The sequence below is a fragment of the Amycolatopsis sp. WQ 127309 genome (assembly GCF_023023025.1).
Lineage (GTDB): Bacteria > Actinomycetota > Actinomycetes > Mycobacteriales > Pseudonocardiaceae > Amycolatopsis.
This window is the reverse complement of the sequence record NZ_CP095481.1, coordinates 2,808,169-2,822,392: the sequence shown is the minus strand read 5'-3', so window position 1 is coordinate 2,822,392 and position 14,224 is coordinate 2,808,169. Positions and strand designations below refer to the sequence as shown.

11 protein-coding genes and 1 tRNA gene are annotated in these 14,224 nt (G+C 71.3%); 5 read left to right on the top strand and 7 right to left on the bottom strand.

The genetic code is table 11. The features are described 5' to 3' along the window. Positions 1-179: 179 nt before the first annotated feature. From MUY22_RS12920 to MUY22_RS12910, 3 genes are all read left to right on the top strand, one after another. A tRNA-Gly gene (locus tag MUY22_RS12920) sits at positions 180-252 on the top strand. A gap of 300 nt (positions 253-552) precedes the next feature. Further along, positions 553-1,137: a lytic polysaccharide monooxygenase gene (locus MUY22_RS12915; RefSeq protein ID WP_247059800.1), complete on the top strand. Its 585-nt coding sequence runs from the start codon at positions 553-555 to the stop codon at positions 1,135-1,137. Between the two features lie 101 nt (positions 1,138-1,238). After that, the gene (locus tag MUY22_RS12910) at positions 1,239-2,705 is read left to right on the top strand and encodes a phosphocholine-specific phospholipase C (protein ID WP_247059799.1); all 1,467 of its coding nucleotides are present in this window, start codon (positions 1,239-1,241) and stop codon (positions 2,703-2,705) included. Between the two features lie 46 nt (positions 2,706-2,751). On the opposite strand, the gene MUY22_RS12905 is transcribed toward MUY22_RS12910, so the two are convergent. The 5 genes from MUY22_RS12905 to MUY22_RS12885 all read right to left on the bottom strand — a co-directional run bounded on the left by MUY22_RS12905 (position 2,752) and on the right by MUY22_RS12885 (position 6,718). Then, positions 2,752-3,048 (bottom strand): YiaA/YiaB family inner membrane protein, encoded by a 297-nt coding sequence (locus MUY22_RS12905; RefSeq protein WP_247059797.1) that lies wholly within the window; start codon positions 3,046-3,048, stop codon positions 2,752-2,754. A 260-nt stretch (positions 3,049-3,308) separates the two neighbouring features. After that, on the bottom strand, positions 3,309-3,710 hold the full coding sequence (locus MUY22_RS12900; RefSeq protein ID WP_247059795.1) for an immunity 7 family protein: 402 nt from the start codon (positions 3,708-3,710) through the stop codon (positions 3,309-3,311). Positions 3,711-3,753: 43 nt separating this feature from the next. After that, the gene (locus MUY22_RS12895; RefSeq protein ID WP_247059794.1) at positions 3,754-4,293 is read right to left on the bottom strand and encodes a DUF2716 domain-containing protein; all 540 of its coding nucleotides are present in this window, start codon (positions 4,291-4,293) and stop codon (positions 3,754-3,756) included. A 193-nt stretch (positions 4,294-4,486) separates the two neighbouring features. After that, positions 4,487-5,980, bottom strand: coding sequence for a serine/threonine-protein kinase (locus MUY22_RS12890; protein WP_247059793.1), 1,494 nt, complete (start codon positions 5,978-5,980; stop codon positions 4,487-4,489). 132 nt (positions 5,981-6,112) lie between these two features. Beyond that, a complete protein-coding gene (locus MUY22_RS12885; protein WP_371827671.1) occupies positions 6,113-6,718 on the bottom strand; it encodes a hypothetical protein in 606 nt (201 codons plus the stop codon). A 242-nt stretch (positions 6,719-6,960) separates the two neighbouring features. Between MUY22_RS12885 and MUY22_RS12880 the strand changes: the two genes are divergently transcribed. Then, positions 6,961-8,124, top strand: coding sequence for a hypothetical protein (locus MUY22_RS12880; RefSeq protein WP_247059791.1), 1,164 nt, complete (start codon positions 6,961-6,963; stop codon positions 8,122-8,124). On the opposite strand, the gene MUY22_RS12875 is transcribed toward MUY22_RS12880, so the two are convergent. Both MUY22_RS12875 and MUY22_RS12870 read right to left on the bottom strand, forming a co-directional pair. Further along, entirely contained in the window at positions 8,125-11,301 is a 3,177-nt protein-coding gene (locus MUY22_RS12875; RefSeq protein ID WP_247059790.1) for a glycosyltransferase, read from the bottom strand. 43 nt (positions 11,302-11,344) lie between these two features. Continuing rightward, positions 11,345-12,766 carry a trans-aconitate 2-methyltransferase gene (locus MUY22_RS12870; protein ID WP_247059789.1) on the bottom strand — a complete coding sequence of 474 codons (1,422 nt, stop codon included), beginning with the start codon at positions 12,764-12,766 and terminating at the stop codon, positions 11,345-11,347. 65 nt (positions 12,767-12,831) lie between these two features. Here MUY22_RS12870 and MUY22_RS12865 point away from each other — a divergent pair, with 65 nt between their 5' ends. Beyond that, positions 12,832-14,148, top strand: a complete 1,317-nt coding sequence (locus MUY22_RS12865; protein ID WP_371827609.1) for a hypothetical protein — start codon at positions 12,832-12,834, stop codon at positions 14,146-14,148. Positions 14,149-14,224: the final 76 nt, after the last annotated feature.

Sequence of the window (14,224 nt, the reverse complement as noted above, 5' to 3'; positions counted from 1 at the left end):
CCGAAGGTCTCCCCATTCGGTCGAATGGGGACACCATACGGAGGGAATCAGCCGTCGTCACCCCTTGTACGCCAGCTGTGACACCGAAGCACCGGGTCAGGGCACCGGGGGACCCGCTCATCGGAGCAATTCAGGCAGGGTATAGAGTTCATCTCACAGCAGCCGCAAGGATGCTGTACGCGGATGTAGCGCAGCTGGTAGCGCATCACCTTGCCAAGGTGAGGGTCGCGGGTTCGAATCCCGTCATCCGCTCGAGTGCGAGAGGGCTGTATCGGCAGAAAGCGCCGATACAGCCCTCTCGCCGTTTCACCCGGGGGCCGAGCCCCCGGACCCCCACGGTGCCTTCCTTGGACTTACGGGGCTACCGCGCTCTCTCGGGCTCCCCTGTCGCTGCCCTCCGGTGTTCCGGTGGGTGCTACTCCTTGCGTCTTTCGGTCCATTGTCTGGACCAATGGCACCAGTACCCCGCCTGCGAAGTTCGGCCGGACAGTGGTCTGAACCATTGCCGTGAATTCTTCACACTTCTGGGGTACCTGTTGTGAGAGGAGTCACATGGTCAAGAAGCTCGTCCTCGCCGTCGCAGCCGCTCTCGCCCTTCCGCTCCTGTTCACCGGTGTCGCCTGGGGCCACGGCTACACCACCACCCCGCCCAGCCGGGCGTACAAGTGCAGCACCGGCGCCGTCACGAACTGCGGCGCCATCCAGTACGAACCGCAGAGCACCGAAGGCCCGAAGAACTTCCCCAGCGGCGGCCCCGCCGACGGGAAGCTCTGCTCCGCCGGCGTCTCGCGCTTCGCCGAACTCGACGACCAGCGCGGTGGCACCTGGCCGGCCACGAAGCTCACCAGCGGGGCGACCTACACGTTCAAGTGGACGCTGACCGCGTCCCACGCGACGACGTCGTTCCGGTACTTCGTCACCAAGAACGGCTGGAACCCCTCGGCGCCGCTCACCCGGGCGCAGCTGGACACCACGCCGTTCCTGACCGTGCCCTTCAACGGGCAGCGGCCCGGCAGCTCGGTGTCGCACAGCGGCAAGCTGCCGTCCGGCAAGAGCGGGCGGCACATGATCCTCGCCGTCTGGGACATCGCCGACACGGCCAACGCGTTCTACCAGTGCTCGGACGTTACTTTCTGACCTGGTTCGTACCGGTTCGGCAGCGGTTTTCACTTCGTGTTCCGCTCGCGTTCCCGGTTGCCACCTTTTCGGGTGACAACCGGGAAACGAAGGTGTCAGCCATGACCGAACTGACTCGTCGTCGTCTTCTCGGATCTGCTGCCGGGGTCGCCGCCACCGCGGCCGCGGCCACCCTGATGCCCCCGAACGTCCAGCGCGCGCTCGCCCAGGGCGCCCCGAAGCACGGCTCGCTGCGCGACATCGAGCACGTCGTGCTGCTGATGCAGGAGAACCGCTCGTTCGACCACTACTTCGGCACGCTGTCGGGTGTCCGCGGGTTCGGCGACCCGCACGCCGCGCGGCTGCCGAACGGCAAGCCGGTGTTCTACCAGCCGGACGCCGAGAACCCGGCGGGTTACGCGCTGCCGTTCCACCTCGACACGCACGCGACCAACGCGCAGAAGATCCCGTCGACGTCGCACGCCTGGCAGGTCCAGCACGACGCCTGGAACGGCGGCAAGATGGACGGCTGGCTGCCGGCGCACCGCAAGGCCGACGGCAAGAACGGCCCGTACGTGATGGGCTACCACACCCGCGCGGACCTGCCGTTCCAGTTCGCGCTCGCCGAGGCGTTCACCATCTGCGACAGCTACCACTGCTCGGTGTTCGGCCCGACCTGGCCGAACCGGATGATGTGGATGACCGGCACGATCGACCCGGACGGCGAGTACGGCGGCCCGATCCTCGACAACAAGGCGCCGGCCGGCGGCTACACCTGGACGACGTACGCGGAGCGGCTGCAGGCGGCCGGCGTCAGCTGGAAGGTGTACGAGCAGACCGACACCTACGGCTGCAACATGCTGGAGAACTTCGCGAACTTCAAGAACGCGCCCGCCGGCTCGCCGCTGGCGGTCAACGGCCTCACGCACCGCCCCGAAGGCCAGTTCGAGTACGACGCGCGCAACGACAAGCTGCCGACGGTCTCCTGGATCATCTGCACCTCGACGGCGTCGGAGCACCCGCAGTACACGCCGGCCGAGGGCGCGGCGTTCGTCGCGTCGAAGATCGACGCGATCGCGGCGAACCCGGAAGTCTGGGCCAAGACGGTCTTCATCCTCAACTACGACGAGAACGACGGCCTGTTCGACCACGTCGTCCCGCCGACGCCGCCCGCGGGCACGCCGGGCGAGTTCGTCACCAAGACCTCGCCCGGCGGCACCCCGGGCAACGGCCTCCCGGTCGGCGCGGGCTACCGCGTCCCGGCGATCGTCATCTCGCCCTGGACCGCGGGCGGCTGGGTGTGCAGCGAGAACTTCGACCACACGTCGACGCTGCAGTTCCTGGAGAAGGTGACGGGCGTGGCGGAGCCGAACATCTCGCAGTGGCGCCGTCGCACCTTCGGCGACATGACTTCGGCGTTCCGCTTCAACGACCACAAGGCCCAGCCGCCGGTGCTGCCGGACACGTCGGGCCCGCTGACGCTGTCGCGCTACGAGGCGGCGAACCTGCCGGCGCCGACGTTCCCGGGCACCGGCCAGAAGCCGCCGAAGCAGGAGCCGGGCGGCCGGCCGCGGGTACCGCGCCACTGAGTTTTGCGGACGGCCACCCTCTTTCGCGAGGGTGGCCGTTCCCCGTTTAGACGGTGGTCTTGTAGGGATCGTGCTCGGCGAGCAGCTTGTCGAGCCGCGCCTGATCGACGCGGGAGACGACCGAGGTCTCGTCCTGTCTGTCCCGCACGCACTTGGCGAGGGTGAAGGCCGAGGTGACCAGGTAGAGCATGCCGAGGGCGAGGAACCCGCGAACCCAGCCGTTGACGGGCAGGTACACGATCCCGCCGGTGACGGCGGCCAGGGCGAGCCCGAAGGAGAGGGCGGCCTGCGCGTAGAACGCGGTGGTGGTGGGTGACGCTGCGGACGAACCGGACTTGGTCATGCGACCACGGTCTCGCCACGGGGCCACGGGTGTCTTGAGCAGTACTACTCAGCCCGCATTGCGATGCGGCTACACAACCCCCGCGCGCGTAAGCAGCCCCCACCCTCCCTGGGGGGCGGCCCCGCTTCCAGCGTATCGGGGGCCGCCGACAAAGCCGGGGGACGAGACGGGATCCGGCGGGCTTGTCCACATTCGAGCGGGCCTGTGGACAGCGGCGCCGTGCAAGCGGATCCGGCGGCGGCGCTGGGCGAGGACTGCGGCTACAGCTCGTAGACGTCCAGGACTGTCGGGGCCACCGGGGTCAGGTGTGGGTCTTCGCGCTCCGTCACCTGGCCTCGGGCCATGCGGTAGACGCGGAAGTCGTTGTCGTGCTCGGTGTCCTGGTCGTCCCAGACGTGGAGGAGGCCGTACGAGCCCGCGGCCAGCTCGCCGACCCTGGTGAACATCTCCAGGAGGTCCGGGGCCAGCTCGCCGCCGTGTTTGTCGAAGCCGCCGAAGTGGAGCATCGGCATGCCCGCGCTCCAGCGGAGGTCGACCAGGTCGAAGTCGCCCGCGTCGCGGATGGCGCGGTGCACGCGGTCGACCAGGCGCTCCAGGAGCGCCGCGTCGTCATCGCCGCTCGCGGTCGCCTGGATGGTCACCCAGCCGTGGTATTCGAACACCTGCACAACGGTAGCAAGAGATCAACCAGCGCAGATGCCGGGCTCAGCGGGCCAGCGCGGACGGCTTCCCGTCGCGGCGCAGGACGTTGCCCAGCGCGCCTTCGCCGAGGCGCTCGAACGCCGAGACCAGGGGCTCGCCGAACACGCAGAGCGTGCGCTCCCACGGGTGGCCGAGGGTGCCGTAGGAGAAGTCCGGGGCCAGGAACAGGTGGTAGTCCGCACGCGGGAACACCGGCACCGGCCAGCGCGCGCCCGGGGTCATCCGGTGCGGGCGGACGCGGTAGGACTGGTGCTGCCAGTGCAGCGCCCACAGCCAGTCTTCCGGGCCGCAGACCTCGCGGAACGCGGCCAGCGCGATGCTCGCGACCTGGTGCTCGTCGACCGCGTACGGGCCGAGGCGGAACTCCGCCGACCCGCGGTCCAGGTCGCCGGGCGACAGGTCCCACGTGCGCGACGGCGCCGGCTCGCGGAACCCGGGCCAGGCGTGGGCGTAGGTGCTCGGCAAGAACGCCAGCTTGTCGTACACCCAGTACCAGGCGGGCTCGTCGGCGACGCGGGAGACGGCTTCCCAGGCTGCATTCACTTTTCGACCTCTGACTTGGCCAGGCACGAAAGAACACGCGAAAGCTTCGTGTTCGGCCTCCGGTTTGTCCAGTCCTCGTCCGCTCCTCGCGAACTGTGTCACTCGACCGGGTGGGTTCTGTCAGGTTGTCACCATACGGGTCGTCCCTGTGCATGGGGCCTGCGTCGGCGACGGCGAGTGGTGGCGAGCCGGCTCAGACGACGACGTAGCCCAGCAGGAATTCCTTCTTCTTGCCTTCGCAGCCGGCGTCCAGCGAGTCGAAGTGGCTCGCGCCCGCGTTGCAGCGGTAGAGCGCCCGCGAACCGGACCACGTCGGCGGGTCGGCGTAGACGTAGCCGAGCAGGCCGAGCGCCTGCTGGCCCTCGCACTTGCCGCTCTGGTCCGGCGAGGTGAACCAGTCCTTCTTGTCCTTCACCTTGCAGGCGAACAGCTTCCGCGTGCCGGGCTCGGCCGACGCGACCAGCTCCCCGAAGAGGCCTTCCTTGGTGAAGCCGGCCGGCGCACCGACCTTCTTCGTCCCGCTGAAGTGGCCGCCTTCCGGGTGGTGGAAGCGGACCAGCGGCACCTTGACCGGCTCCGGCTTCCCCGCGGTCGACGACGGCGTGGTGGAACTCGCGGACGGCGTGGGTTTCTTGCTGCTGCTGTGTTTTGTGGTCGTCGGCGGCGCGGACAACGTCGGCGTGGGGCCCGGCGCGCCCGCGACCACCGGCGTCGAGCTGTCCGGCTTGAAGAGGAAGATCGCGCCGAGCGCGGCGATCACCGCGACCGCCACCCCGGTCAGCACCAGCGGCAGCCGCCGCTTCCGGTCCGCGGTGGCCGGCACCGCCTGGAAGGTGGTCGTCGGCAGGTCGGCCGGCTCCACGACCCGGGTCTGCGCAACGACCCGGGTCTGCGTGCCGGTGCGCGCGGATTCCAGCAGGCGCCGCGTTCCGGCCGCGGTCAACCGGTCCGAAGTGGACTGGGTGAGCAGCCCGAGGACGGCGTCGGCGAGCGGGCCGCGGCAGCGTTCGAGCACCGGCCGGTCGTACATGATCGCGTGCAGCGTCGCGGCCGTTGTCGTGCGCTGGAACGGCGCCCGGCCTTCGGCGGCGTGGAACAGCGTCGCGCCGAGCGACCAGAGGTCGGACGCCGGTGACGGGCCGGCGCCGGCGAACAGCTCGGGCGGCATGTAACCGGGCGAGCCCATGATGCCGCCGGTCTGGGTCAGGCCCGGGTCGTCCATCGCCCGCGCGATGCCGAAGTCGGCGAGCTTCACGCGGTCGCCGGGCAGCACCATGATGTTGCTGGGCTTGACGTCCCGGTGCACGATCCCGGCCGCGTGCGCGCTTTCCAGCGCGCTCAGCACCTGCAGGCCGAGCGCGGCGACGCGCTCGTTCGCCAGCGGCCCCTCGCGGCCGACGACGTCGGCCAGCGTCGGCGCGATCACCAGCTCCATCACGATGAACGTGGCGCCGTCTTCGCTGACGACGTCGTACACCGTGACGACGCCGGAATGGGTGAGCCGCGCGGCCGTGCGGGCCTCGCGCAGGACGCGCTCGAGGTGCACCGGCGACGCGCCCGGCGGCGTGGCCAGCTCCTTCAGCGCCACCGGCCGCCCGAGGAACTGGTCCTCGCCGCGCCAGACGACGCCCATTCCGCCCCGGCCCAGTTCGGCCGAAATCGCGTACCTGCCCGCGACAAGTCTCATTCGTCGCCCCCCTGAGCTCGGGGCGATGCTGTCATATCCGAGGCTTCGCCCCGGCCGGGGGCTCCGCCACCCGGAACCCCCGAAAGACGCGTGCGAGGGAGGCACTGAGCGAAACCAGCGCCTCCCCCGCTCTCAGGCGACGTCCCAGAGGGTCAGGAACGCCGAGGCCTCGCTGCGGGCCCAGGGCCGCAGCCGTTCGCGGTCGCGCGGGGTCAGCTGGAACTCCTTCGCCCGGCGGACGTCGATGACCAGCGCCTCGCCGCCCGGCAGGATGTCCGGCATCGCCTGCTCCAGCACCCACAACGCGAGCTGGGCCGACGACTTGGTCAGCGTTTCCTCCTTGAAGTACAGCCAGGTCGCGTAGCGCCGGCCGTCGCTCTTGCGGAGCCCGATCTGCGGGCTGACACCGATCTCCAGGTCACCCAGCCGGCAGCGGCCGCGGCCGACCTCGATGAGCCGGGGCGACTTGCGGCCGAGGTAGCGCAGCCAGCCCTCTGCGATGGCGCTGTAGTGCGGCTTCGTCCGTTCGTCCGCCGCGTTGACGAGCGCCCGGAGCGCCACTTCGTCCTGGTTCGCCGCGCGTCCCGACCGCACGGCGTTGGCCGCCCGCCGGTAGTAGTTGAACGCGGCTCGCGCCGGGTCCTCGTACAACCGCCGCTGGCGCCGCACGAACGACGACCGCGACGGACCGGAACTGGCGCTGTAGCCCACGAATGTGGGCAGGGTGATGTAGGCCATGGCCCTGCCTTCCTCCATCACACCACCCGCGGTTGCGAGCGGCATCTCCCCTGTACAACGCCAATTTTAGAACATACGTACGACAGTTTCGGGGGCCTGACGGGTGACGCGGTGAGGTTGGCCGGCGGGACTCCCGAAATCCGGCGACTTGCGCTACGTTGCCGATCAACCTCAAACCGCAACCTCGCTGGTCGGCAGCCCGTGCCAGACTGATGCCCCGAATGGTGGATGGGGGTCCAAGGATGAGCTGGCAGGAAGAGCTTCGCCGCCTCGACGCGGAGCTTGCCGAAGGTCGGATCGAGCCCGCTGACCACCGCAAACAGCGGGACGAGCTGCTCGCACAGGCCTCCGGTTCGACGGTTCCGTCACCGGTTCCGTCCCCGCTACGCCGTCCGGGTGAAGCCTGGCGGAGCACCAACCCCGCCGGCCACCCCGCACCGGCCCCGCAGGGCCCGCCGCCGCAGCGCATGGAGTCGCCGCGGCCGATGGTGCCGCACGCGCACGCGCAGCGGCCGCACCCGCCGTGGCAGCGCACCGGGCTGCCGAAGGCGATGTCGACCAGCAGCGTGCCGGCCCTGCCGGACCACATGACCACCGCGCCGAGCCCGGCCGACATCACCCCGACCCGCTACCTGCGGGTCGACGGCCAGGTCGAGCAGCCGCCCGGCAGCCGGTTCCCGCCGATCACGCCGCCGGGCGGCGAGACCCAGCAGCACGAGACCGAGCCGGACGACGAGGGCCCCGGTAAGCACCGGTGGGGCGTCGACGACGAGGAGTCGTCCGGGCGGACCTGGACGACGTGGCCGTTCATCGCCCTCGGCGTGCTGGTCGTGCTCGGCATGATCATCGGCGGGACGATGTGGCTCGGGAAGGACGACCCGGCGCCGAACGCGCTGACGACGTTCACGCCGAGCGTGACGCAGCCGCCGGCCGCAGCGGCCCAGCCGCAGCTGGAGGACCAGGTCCCGCCGCTGCCCGGCGTGCAGCACCCGGAGAGCTCGACGATGTCGCTGGCCAAGGGCCTCGACCTGAACCTCTACCCCAAGGAGACCGCGCAGGTCTTCTCGCAGCACGGCGTCACGCAGCTCGTCTACCGCGCGTCGAACTCCGGCGACACCGGCTTCCTCGCCTACGCGATCCCGACGGAGAACGAGGACGGCGCGAAGGCCGTCGTCGACTACCTCCGCGCCGCCGCCGACGCCGGCGGGTTCAAGCCGCTCGCCGCCGACGGGAAGATCGTCAGCGGCCGCAGCGGCGAGCAGCGGATGGACGGCACCTGGTACACCTCGGGCAAGGTCGCCGTCGTGCTCTGGGCGTCCCTGCCGTTCGACCAGGACAAGGCCGGGCTGAAGACCAGCCTGGACAACGCGCTCGCCGTGTTCCAGAAGGCGTTGCCGCCCAGCTGATCACGACCCGTCGAGCACGCCTTCCAGGGTGCGGCGGGCGACGTCCGCGCCGAACAGGCGGTCCACCACGGTCTTGCCCTCTTCGGACAGCCGCTGCCACAGCTTGTCGTCGTCGAGCAAGGTGACGATCTCCTCGGCGAGCTCCTCGGCCGTGCTGCCGACGAGGACGTCCCGGCCGTGCGTCAGGTGCATGCCCTCGGTGGCGAGCGGAGTGGCGACCACGGGAACGCCGTACCCGAGGCTCTCCCCCAGCTTTCCCTTGACGCCGGCGCCGAAGCGCAGCGGCGCGACGACGGCCCGGGCCTCGCGGTAGGCGCCGTCCAGGTGCTGCACCCAGCCGCGGACGACGACGCCGTCACGCTCGAGGTCGAACACCTCCTGCGGCGGGTTGCTGCCGACGATCTGCGCGACCGCGTCCGGCCGGCGGCGCCGCACGAGCGGCATGATCTCGGTCGCCAGCCAGCGCGCCGCGTCCCGGTTGGGCAGGTGGTCGAAGCTGCCGACGAACAGCACCCCCGACCGTCCTTCCGGGACGGCCACCGAGCCGTCGGCGTGGTGCACGTTGGACAGCACCTCGACCCGCGCCGACGGCACGAGCTCGCCCAGGAGCGCACGCTCCACATCGGACACGACGAAGGTGACGTCGGTGGCGCGGGTCAGGCCCAGCTCGGACTCCCGCAGCACCTCGGCGCGGCGCCGCAGCGTCAGCTCCTCGCGGGTGTCGCCGAGCCGCGCGGCCAGGTCGGCCTGCCGGTTGAGCCGGACGAAGTGCAGGTCGACGGTGTCGTAGGCGATGAGGCAGTCCGGCGCGTGCTCGCGGACCTGCTCCAGCAGCTGCCACGCGACGTGCGGCCGCGACAGGATGGTCAGCTTCAGGTCGGCGCCGGCCTCGCGCAGGAACTCCTGCTGCTCGCCGAGCCCGGTGACGACCGTGACGCCCGCGCGGTACAGCGCGCCGGCGTACGGCTCGGGGAGCGCGTTGTTGAGCGGCATGAACACGACGCGGTGGCCGAGCCCGACGAGCAGCTCGAGGATCCGGAACATCCGCACCGAGCCGGAGTCCTTGTCCGGCATGGGCACCTGGTGGTCGGCGACGAGCACGGTGCCGCCGCGGTGGCCGTCCTTCGTGCGCTGCCGCCCGGCCCACACCGCGCGCGGGCTCGCCTCGGGGAAGTGGTCGCGCAGCTGGACGCTCCACTTGTCGACGAAGACGCCGCGGTTGAGCTCCTGGTGGCGCTTCACGCCGGAGGAGACGTCCGTGCCGTTGGTGATGCCTTCGTGGTGCACGACGACCGACGCGGGCTGGACCATCGTCCGGTACCCGGCCGCCCGCACGGCGAACGCGAGGTCGGTGTCCTCGTAGTAGGCGGGCGAGAAGCGCGTGTCGAAGCCGCCGACGCGCTCGAACAGGTCGCGGCGGACCAGCAGGGCCGCGCCGGAGCAGTAGTCGACGTCGCGCAGGGCCTGGTACCAGGGCGCGTCCGGTGACTGCAGCCTGCCGTAGTTCCAGCCGGTGCCGTCGGCCCAGATGATGCCGCCGCACTCCTGCAGCCGGCCGTCCGGGTAGACGAGCTTCGAGCCGACGAGCCCGACGTCCGGGCGGGTCTCGACGACGCCGACGAGCTCGTCGAGCCAGCCCGCCGTGACCTCGGTGTCGTTGTTCAGGAAGAAGATGAAGTCGCCGCGGGCGTTCTCGGCGCCGAGGTTGCAGGCGCCGACGAACCCGAGGTTCTTCGGCGCGCGGACCAGCCGGATCCCGGCGCAGCCGGCGACGCGGTCGGCGGAGTCGTCGCGCGAGGCGTCGTCGACGACGATGACCTCGAACGGCGTCGAGGGCAGGTGCCGCTGGATCGAGTCGAGGCAGCCGCGGGTGAACGGCCAGTTGCCGTAGACCGGGATGACGACGCTGACGATCGGCTGGTCGCTGATGGTCACCGCGACCGGGCCGGGCACCGCGGCGGGCTGGCCGGGCAGGACGCCGGCCGGGCGGCCGAGCGTCGTCTCGTAGAGGTCGCGACGGCGGGTGCCGCGGGGCGCGAACTTCTCGATCGAGCCGCGGTACTTGCCGATCGCGCGCTGCACGAGCGCGGACGTCTCGGAGCGCAGCTTCTCGTTCTCCGCGGCGAGCCGGCCGATGGTCTCGGAGAGGCCGGAGTTGTTGCTCGCCAGCCACTCCAGCCGTTCGCTGTCGTAACCGGACTTGCGCTGCAGGCGGCTCAGCTCGCCGGCCGCGCGCTGCCGGTCTTCGCGGGCGCGCTCGGCCTGGCGCAGCGCCTCGTCGCGTTCGGTCGCGGTCAGCCGCTCGGCGGCGGTGACCTCCGACAGCCGGGCGGTCAGCTCGGCGACGGACGCGCTCGCCTGCGCGCGCTCGGCCTCGGTGCGGCCCAGCGCGTCACGCAGCCGGCCGGCCTCGGCGGCGGCTCGCGCGACGAGCGTCAGCTTCGGGTCGACCATGGCGGACGTCGAGGGCACGTCGATCGGCTTCGCGGAGGCGACCGAGACGAAGTAGGTGTGCGGCGCGCCGGTTTCGACGACCCAGCCGTCGGCGTCGTCCTGCTGGACGGTGAGGACCTCGGCGCCGGAGCCGGCCCCGCCGTCGTGGATCAGCGAGCCGACGGCGACGTTCTGGCGCAGCACCACGACGTGCTCGAAGCTGCCGGCGAGCAGCGAGCGGAACGCGGACTCGGTCAGCTCGTGCACGTGGTACGGGTTCTCGTTGCCGTGGTCGTGCGTGTAGACCTCGATGTCCGGCGTGCTGCAGAGGAAGACCCCGCCCGGCGCGAGCCGGGCCGTCACCAGCTCCATCAGCTTGTCCTGCGCGTCGACGTGCTCGATCGCCTCGAAGCAGGTGATGACGTCGAACGTCTCGCCGTCGAGGGCCTTCGGGTCGGTGATCGAGCCGACCTCGAAGCGCGAGCCCGGGTAGCGGGTCCGGGCGTGCTCGACGGTCCGCGGGTCGATCTCGAGGCCGACGACCTCGGCGGCCGTGCGCGCCAGCAGCGCGCCGCCGTAGCCCTCGCCGCTGGCCAGGTCGAGGACGCGCTTGCCGGCGACGAACCGGGCCGCGAACGCGTAGCGGTGGTAGTGCTCGTAGATCACCTGGAGGTCGTCGGTCCACGGCACGCACCGCTCGCCGGTCCAGTCGATCAGCCGCTCGGCGCCAGTCCCCTTGCCCATGCCGGGCAGATTAGCGGCCCGACCAGCACCGCCGGGCCGGACCTCAGTTTTCGATCCGTTCGAGCAGCGACAGCCCGACGAGGATGTAGGACAGCGTCCGCCGGTCGCCGCCGAGCCCGGCGGTCAGCGACCAGTCGGCGTCGACGGACAGCCGCACCTGGCGGTGGGCGTCGAGCCGGACCGGCAGGACCTGCTCGACCAGCCCCGGTCCGACGTCGGCCTTCGCGACCGGGACGCCGTCCACGGAGACGGTGACGCCGCCGTGCTCGGTGGCGTCGTCCGGCAGGTAGGTGCGCAGTTCCAGGGCACCGACGGCGGTGGTCGGCAGCAGCGGGAACTCGATCGACGGCGCCGCCCAGTCGTCGTGGTAGAGCCCGTTGATCCGGCCGGTGACGATCCCCGCGCCGCGCACGAGCCGCTCACCACCCGTGCCGCCGGGGCGGAACGACGCGCGACCCGCCGGATCGACGACGCGGGTGTCGCGAACGGACCGTTCGGGCGTCCGGGTGCCGTGCACGCGCAGCGGCTGCGGCGTCGGGTGGAACAGCGCGGTCAGCCGCGTCCCGGTGACGACCCCGAGGTCGAGCAGGGCGTCGTCGAGCACGCCGACCTGGTCGAGCAGCTCGACGTGCCCCGGGTTGTCCAGGTCGACGTTGTGGCCGTAGATCCGGTCGACGAACGGGTCGATCACGTTGCCGTAGGGCAGGAACAGGCTCGGGTGCAGGTGGTCGAGCAGCACCGGCAGGACGTCCTGGGCGCGGATGCCCTCGAAGCCGTCGGCCGCGCAGTCGATGTCGACGAACTGCTCGTCGACCTGCCCGGTCAGCGCGTTGCGGCGCAGTTCCGGCGGCAGCGTCGCCCAGATCCGGTCGACGACCTCCAGGGCCTCCGGCCACCGGCGGTGCCCGTTGCGGCCGATCATGTCGTGCACGACCAGGACGCCGTCCCGCGTGAGGCTGCTCGTGATCTGCGCGTAGAGGTGTTCGAGGTCGAGCACGTGGTGCAGGGCCTGGAACCCGACGACGACGTCGTGCTCGGCGTCGGCCCGCCAGGTGTTGAAGTCCGCGGTGATCAGCTCGACGCGGTCGGCCACGCCCTGCTCGCGGGCGGCCGCCTCGGCCCGGGCCTGCATGTCCGGGTTCAGCTCCAGCAGCCGCAGCCGGACGTTGTCCAGCCCGGCCTCGGCCAGCCCGCGCAGCCAGCCGAGCTCCTGGTCGCCGTTGCCGCTGCCCAGCGACAGCACGACGGTGTCGCGGTCGAGCCGCTGAGCGCGTTCGGCGATCTGGCCGACGATCAGCTCGTCGATGCCCGGCACGCCGAGCGCGTCGAGCTTCGGCCGCACGTGCTTGTTGGACCAGCGGTGCGCCGACGGCGGCAGGTTGCCGTGGATGTCCTCCTGGTCGGCGAAGGTGTCCCGTTCCCGGGCCAGCCGCTGGTCGTAGCCCGGCCCTCGGCCACCGTTCATCGCACGTCCCCTCGCGTTCACCTGTTCGGGGCCGCCACGCTCCGGCCCGGCGCTAGGATACGGCCGTGTCCTCCCGTCCTCCGTCGCAGTTGCCCACCGACCCGGGCCTGCCGAGGACCCCGGAGTCCTGGCTGCCGAAGGAGCACAACCTCTACCGGCCCCGGCACAGCAAACGCCAGCGCACGGCCCTCGCCTGCGCGGCCTTCTTCTTCGTGACGCCGCTGCTGCTCTCCGCGGTCGGCGTCCACCCCACCGCCTTCGAGAACCGGCCGCTGCGGGACTTCCCCAGCCTGGGCGACGGCTGGGGCTTCTTCACCGGCATGGCCGGCTGGGCCACCGACCACCTGCCGCTGCGCCAGGCCGGCGTCCAGGCCGCCGACGGCATCAGCACCGGCGTCTTCGGCGACCCGCCCGGGTCCGGCCAGGGCACCAGCCACGAGGGCGGCACCGTCGGCGTCGACCAGGGCCAGCCCAGCACCGGCGACGTCCCGGGTTACGTCTACCCGACCGTGCTCCCGGGCAAGGACGGCTGGATGTACCTCGGCGAGGACGTCAACGCCCGCTGCCGGCCGGTGATGGACACCGACCACGTCGTCGCGGCGCTGCGGAAGCTGCGCGCCGCCGTCGAGAACTCGGGGCGGAAGTTCGAGCTGGTCATCGCGCCCGACAAGTACAGCGAAGAGCCGTCGCACCTGCCGGACAACTACGTCGGTAAGCCGTGCGCCCAGGCCCGCACCGCCGAGTTCTGGAACCGCGTGCCCCGCGAGGCGGGCGCGATCGACCTGCGGCCCGCCCTGGCCGACGCCGAGAAGCGCACCGGCCATTCGCTGTACGACCCGAACGACACGCACTGGTCGTTCGACGGCGGCCTGGTCATGACGTACGCGCTGGGGCAGTCCATCCAGCCCGGCAGCACGGTCCGCTGGCAGGCGGCGCCGAACGGCACCCGGCCGTGGCCGGCGGACCTGGCCCGGGTGCTCGGCCGCGACGAACAGCGGAAGCTGACGACCTACAGCCTCTCCACCGACGGCGGCGCCGACCGCACCCGCTACATCGCCAGCGACTTCAAGACGCCGCTGCACCTGACCCAGCCGGACGGCGCCAAACCGGCCGGTTCGATCGGGCAGAACACCGCCGTCGTGGCCGACTCGTTCACCCAGTTCGCGAGCCCGTTCCTGGCCGCGACCTGCCAGGACGTCACCATCGTGCACGCCGAGACGACGGCGCAGAGCAACGCGCAGGAACTCACCGGGTTGTTCGCCGACCGGGACGTGATCACGTTCGAACTGGTCGAACGGAGCGTGATCGGCGGATCGTCCCCGCTGCTGCGGAACCAGACCATCGACCAGCTCGCCGCCGTGCTCGCGCAACACCCCAGGTGACCTGGGAAGCGGGATGCGCCACCCGAAGGTAACGACGGGGTGGTGGGCGACGAACAGGTGAGCACACCCGTGCACA

Excerpts from the sequence above, each read along its gene's own strand:
- MUY22_RS12915 (WP_247059800.1), top strand. The coding sequence starts at position 553 with ATGGTCAAGAAGCTCGTCCTCGCCGTCGCAGCCGCTCTCGCCCTTCCG.
- MUY22_RS12910 (WP_247059799.1), top strand. The coding sequence starts at position 1,239 with ATGACCGAACTGACTCGTCGTCGTCTTCTCGGATCTGCTGCCGGGGTC.
- MUY22_RS12905 (WP_247059797.1), bottom strand. The coding sequence starts at position 3,048 with ATGACCAAGTCCGGTTCGTCCGCAGCGTCACCCACCACCACCGCGTTC.
- MUY22_RS12890 (WP_247059793.1), bottom strand. The coding sequence starts at position 5,980 with ATGAGACTTGTCGCGGGCAGGTACGCGATTTCGGCCGAACTGGGCCGG.
- MUY22_RS12885 (WP_371827671.1), bottom strand. The coding sequence starts at position 6,718 with ATGGCCTACATCACCCTGCCCACATTCGTGGGCTACAGCGCCAGTTCC.
- MUY22_RS12880 (WP_247059791.1), top strand. The coding sequence starts at position 6,961 with ATGAGCTGGCAGGAAGAGCTTCGCCGCCTCGACGCGGAGCTTGCCGAA.
- MUY22_RS12875 (WP_247059790.1), bottom strand. The coding sequence starts at position 11,301 with ATGGGCAAGGGGACTGGCGCCGAGCGGCTGATCGACTGGACCGGCGAG.
- MUY22_RS12870 (WP_247059789.1), bottom strand. The coding sequence starts at position 12,766 with ATGAACGGTGGCCGAGGGCCGGGCTACGACCAGCGGCTGGCCCGGGAA.